This is a genomic window from Mycobacterium sp. TH-M15 (assembly GCF_057473705.1).
Map to the genome: position 1 here is coordinate 1 of NZ_JBYCLB010000525.1, position 4,022 is coordinate 4,022.

4 protein-coding genes and 1 pseudogene are annotated in these 4,022 nt (G+C 70.1%); 4 read left to right on the forward strand and 1 reads right to left on the reverse strand.

Translation table 11 applies throughout. The features are described 5' to 3' along the window. Positions 1–12: 12 nt before the first annotated feature. The 4 genes from ectA to thpD all read left to right on the forward strand — a co-directional run bounded on the left by ectA (position 13) and on the right by thpD (position 3,281). The gene (gene ectA, locus AC2VNT_RS12825; protein ID WP_486947227.1) at positions 13–543 is read left to right on the forward strand and encodes a diaminobutyrate acetyltransferase; all 531 of its coding nucleotides are present in this window, start codon (positions 13–15) and stop codon (positions 541–543) included. Between the two features lie 157 nt (positions 544–700). Continuing rightward, positions 701–1,981, forward strand: a complete 1,281-nt coding sequence (gene ectB / locus AC2VNT_RS12830) for a diaminobutyrate--2-oxoglutarate transaminase (protein WP_486947224.1) — start codon at positions 701–703, stop codon at positions 1,979–1,981. Further along, positions 1,978–2,385: an ectoine synthase gene (locus AC2VNT_RS12835; protein ID WP_486947225.1), complete on the forward strand. Its 408-nt coding sequence runs from the start codon at positions 1,978–1,980 to the stop codon at positions 2,383–2,385. Before ectB ends, AC2VNT_RS12835 begins: the two co-directional genes overlap by 4 nt. Next, on the forward strand, positions 2,382–3,281 hold the full coding sequence (thpD, locus tag AC2VNT_RS12840) for an ectoine hydroxylase (protein WP_486947226.1): 900 nt from the start codon (positions 2,382–2,384) through the stop codon (positions 3,279–3,281). The genes AC2VNT_RS12835 and thpD overlap by 4 nt, the downstream gene beginning before the upstream one ends. A 12-nt stretch (positions 3,282–3,293) precedes the next feature. Here thpD and AC2VNT_RS12845 read toward each other — a convergent pair. Next, positions 3,294–4,022: pseudogene (locus AC2VNT_RS12845) on the reverse strand (hypothetical protein); the annotation flags it as partial.

Consider the following 4,022-nt stretch of genomic DNA (forward strand, 5'->3'; position numbering starts at 1 on the left):
ACCGTCGTCGCAGTGAGCGAACCTCCGCGCGTCGACATCCGCCACCCGACGGTCTCCGACGGGCCCGCGCTATGGCGGCTGGCCACCGACAGCGTCACCCTGGACGTCAACTCCCCCTACGCCTACCTGCTCTGGTGCCGCGACTTCGCGGCGACCTCGGTCATCGCCGAGGTCGGGGGGCGGGCGGCCGGGTTTGTCACCGGCTATCGGCGCCCCGAGCAGCCGAGCACCTTCATGCTGTGGCAGGTGACCGTCGACTCGGCGCACCGCGGGGCGGGCATCGCCGGGAGGTTGCTCGACCACCTGATCAGTCGGCTGGTGCCGCGCGGCGTCACCCACCTGGAGACGTCGATCACCCCCGACAACGACGCCAGCCGGCGGCTGTTCGGCTCGTTCGCCCGCCGGTGGGACGCCGATCTGGTCCGCTCGGAGCTGTTCGGTGCCGACTTGTTCCCCGGCGGTCACCTGGCCGAGGAGCTGTTTCGGATCGGTCCGCTGCGGGCACCCGACCCGGATAACCCGGGCGGGTGCGGCTTGAGATAACGAAATGGTCTCGGTAGTGTCGCGGACGCGCAAACGTGAGCCTCGACACCACGTCGGGGATCCCGAGCGGGGTGGTAGGTCGAGGTGGTCTGATTCGGGCGCCACAAGTCGGAACTCGACCTCTCGTTCCGTCGTTTCACACGCGGACGGAGGAACCATGACGATCTTCGAGGACCTGGAGTCCGAGGTACGCAGCTACTGCCGGTCCTGGCCGGTGGTGTTCGACCGGGCGGCCGGCGTGCACCTCTGGGACGTCGACGGCAACCAGTACCTGGACTTCTTCGCCGGCGCCGGCGCGCTCAACTACGGCCACAACAATCCCCGGCTGCGCGAGCCGCTGCTGGAGTACCTGACCAGCGACCGGATCGTGCACAGCCTGGACATGCACACCGCCGCCAAGGCGCGATTCCTGGAGCGGTTCCGCGACGTGATCCTCAAACCCCGGGGGCTGGACTACAAGGTGCAGTTCCCCGGGCCCACCGGCACCAACTCGGTGGAGACCGCGCTGAAACTGGCTCGCAAGGTCAGCGGCCGGGAGAGCGTGATCAGCTTCACCAACGCCTTCCACGGGATGACGCTGGGGTCGCTCTCGGTCACCGGTAACTCGATGAAGCGCGGCGGCGCCGGCATCCCGCTGGTGCACGCCACCCCGATGCCCTACGACAACTACCTCGGCGGCGTGGTGCCCGACTTCATCTGGTTCGAGCGGCTACTGGCCGACAGCGGTAGCGGCCTCAACCAGCCGGCCGCGGTGATCGTCGAGACGGTGCAGGCCGAGGGCGGGATCAACGTGGCCCGGCTGGAGTGGCTGCAGGGGCTGGCCGACCTGTGCCGCCGGCACGAGCTGCTGTTGATCGTCGACGAGGTGCAGATGGGCTGCGGGCGCACCGGGCCGTTCTTCAGCTTCGAAGCGGCCGGCATCGTGCCGGACATCGTCTGCCTGTCCAAGTCGATCAGCGGCTACGGCCTGCCGATGGCGCTGACCCTGTTCCGCCCCGAGCTCGACGTGTGGGAGCCGGGCGAGCACAACGGCACCTTCCGTGGCCAGAACCCGTCGTTCGTCACCGGCGCCGCGGCGTTGGATCTGTACTGGACCGACGACCGGTTGGAGAAGGACGTGGCCCGCAAGGGCGAGCTGATCGACCGGGCGCTGCGTGCGGCGGTCGACGGGCTGAACGGCGTCGAGGTGCGCGGCCGCGGCCTGATCCGCGGGGTGGCGTTCGACGACGCCGAGCTGGCCGGCGCGGTCTGCAAGGAGGCGTTCAGCCGCGGCCTGTTGATGGAGACCTCCGGCCCGGAGGGCGAGGTGGCTAAGCTGATGCCGGCCCTGGTGATCGACGACGATGATCTTGCCCGTGGCCTGAGTATCGCCACCGAGTCGATCGCTGCGGTTGCCGCACGCGAGCTGGCCGGCACCGCCGAAAGGAGCCCCAGATGATCGTTCGTACCCTCGACGAGATCGCGCACACCGACCGCGACGTCCACGCCGAGACCTGGCGCAGCCGGCGGCTGCTGCTGGCGCGCGACGGGCAGTCGTATTCGATGCACGACACCATCCTGTACGCGGGCACCGAGACCAGCATGTGGTATGCCAACCACGTCGAGGCGGTGTACTGCGTCAGCGGCGAGGGCGAGCTGTTCAACGACGAGACCGGCGAGGTGCACCAGCTGGCCGACGGCACGCTGTACCTGCTCGACGGCCACGAGCACCACCGGGTGCGGGCGGCCACCGACCTGCGGATGGTCTGCGTGTTCACCCCGCCGGTCACCGGCCGGGAGGTGCACGACGAGACCGGCGCCTACCCGGCGGCGATGCCGGAGGCCGAAGGCGCGGTCTCGTGACCGCGGTCGCCGCCGACCGCCAGGACCGATATCCGACCCGCGGCGCCGCCACGACCGGAATCGAGCCGCGGCACGACCCGGTCGTCTGGGGTGACGGGGCGGTCGGCGGCCCGCTGGACGAGGGGCTGCTGCGCCGGTTCGACGCCGACGGGTTCCTGGTGGTCAACGCCCTGCTGGAGCCGGACGTCGTCGCCGACCTGCGCGCCGAGCTGGACGCGCTGCGCGCCGACCCGGCGCTGGTCGACGACGACCGCTCGGTGCTGGAGCCGGAGAGCCGGGAGATCCGGTCGATCTTCGAGGTGCACAAGGTCAGTGCGGCGTTCGCCGCGCTGGTCGCCGACCCGCGGCTGGCGGGCCCGGCCCGTCAGCTGCTCGGCTCCGATGTCTACGTGCACCAGAGCCGGGTCAACTTCAAACCCGGCTTCACCGGCAAGGAGTTCTACTGGCACTCCGACTTCGAGACCTGGCACGCCGAGGACGGCATGCCCGCCCCGCGCGCGGTCAGCGTCTCGGTGGCGCTCACCGAGAACCTGGACTGCAACGGCTCGTTGCTGATCATGCCCGGCTCGCACCGCTCGTTCGTGTCCTGCCCGGGCGAGACCCCGCCGGATCACTACCTGTCGTCGCTGCGCCGCCAGGAGATCGGCACCCCCGACCCGGAGAGCCTGACCCGGCTGGCCGACGCGCACGGCATCCGCCAGATCACCGGGCCGGCCGGCTCGGCGGTGTTCTTCGACAGCAACTGCATGCACGGGTCGGCCAGCAACATCACCCCGTACGCGCGGTCGAACGTGTTCATCGTCTACAACAGCGTGCAGAACACCCTGGGCGAGCCGTTCGGCGCGGCCACCCCGCGGCCGAGTTTCATCGCCAGCCGCACCTTCGACCCGGTGTAGCCCGGGCCGGCCTCAGAGCAGGCCGGCCAGGATGTCGGGGATGCTCGCGGTCCCGGCGCCGGCTGCCTCGCCGCCGAACAGCGAACTCAGGTCGGTGCCGAGCGAGCCGAGCAGGCTGCCGAAGTCGAGACCCGGCAGGGCGCCCAGCGTAACGGCCGCGGTTGACGTCGGGACGGTCCCGTTGAGCACCTCCGCGAAGACCTGGCTCAGGCCGGCCAGGGCACCGAAGGGGCCGACCCCGACCCCTTCGGCGATCGAGCCGCCGGCGGGCAGCAGTCCGATGGCGTTGAATATAGAGCCGCCGGCATCAGTTGCCGGGTCTAAAAGGCTGCCGCTTCCTATCACCTCCCCGGGGCTGAGCAGCCCGCCGAAGGCGATGTCGGCCAGCCCGGAGATGTCCAGCGGGGCACCGTTGAACGGGGCCAGGAGCACGTCGACCGGCAGGTTGATCAGCGTCTCCAACGCCCCCAGCGGACCCGAGCCGGTGCCGATCAGGTCACCGATGATGAGCTGGACGTCGGTGGCCAGCGCCGCGAACGGCGCGATGAACGGATCCACCCCGCCCGCCAGCAGCCCGCTCAGCGGTGACGCGGAGAAGTCGAGGAGTGTTCCGGCCAGTCCCGGCGCGGTGACCGTCTCGAACGCCAGTTGATGGAGGCTATTGAGGGTCCAATCGGAGAGCGGCTGGAGGAAGGTCTTGTGGTCCCCGCCGAGGAAAGTCAGGGCGTCGAACAGCGGACC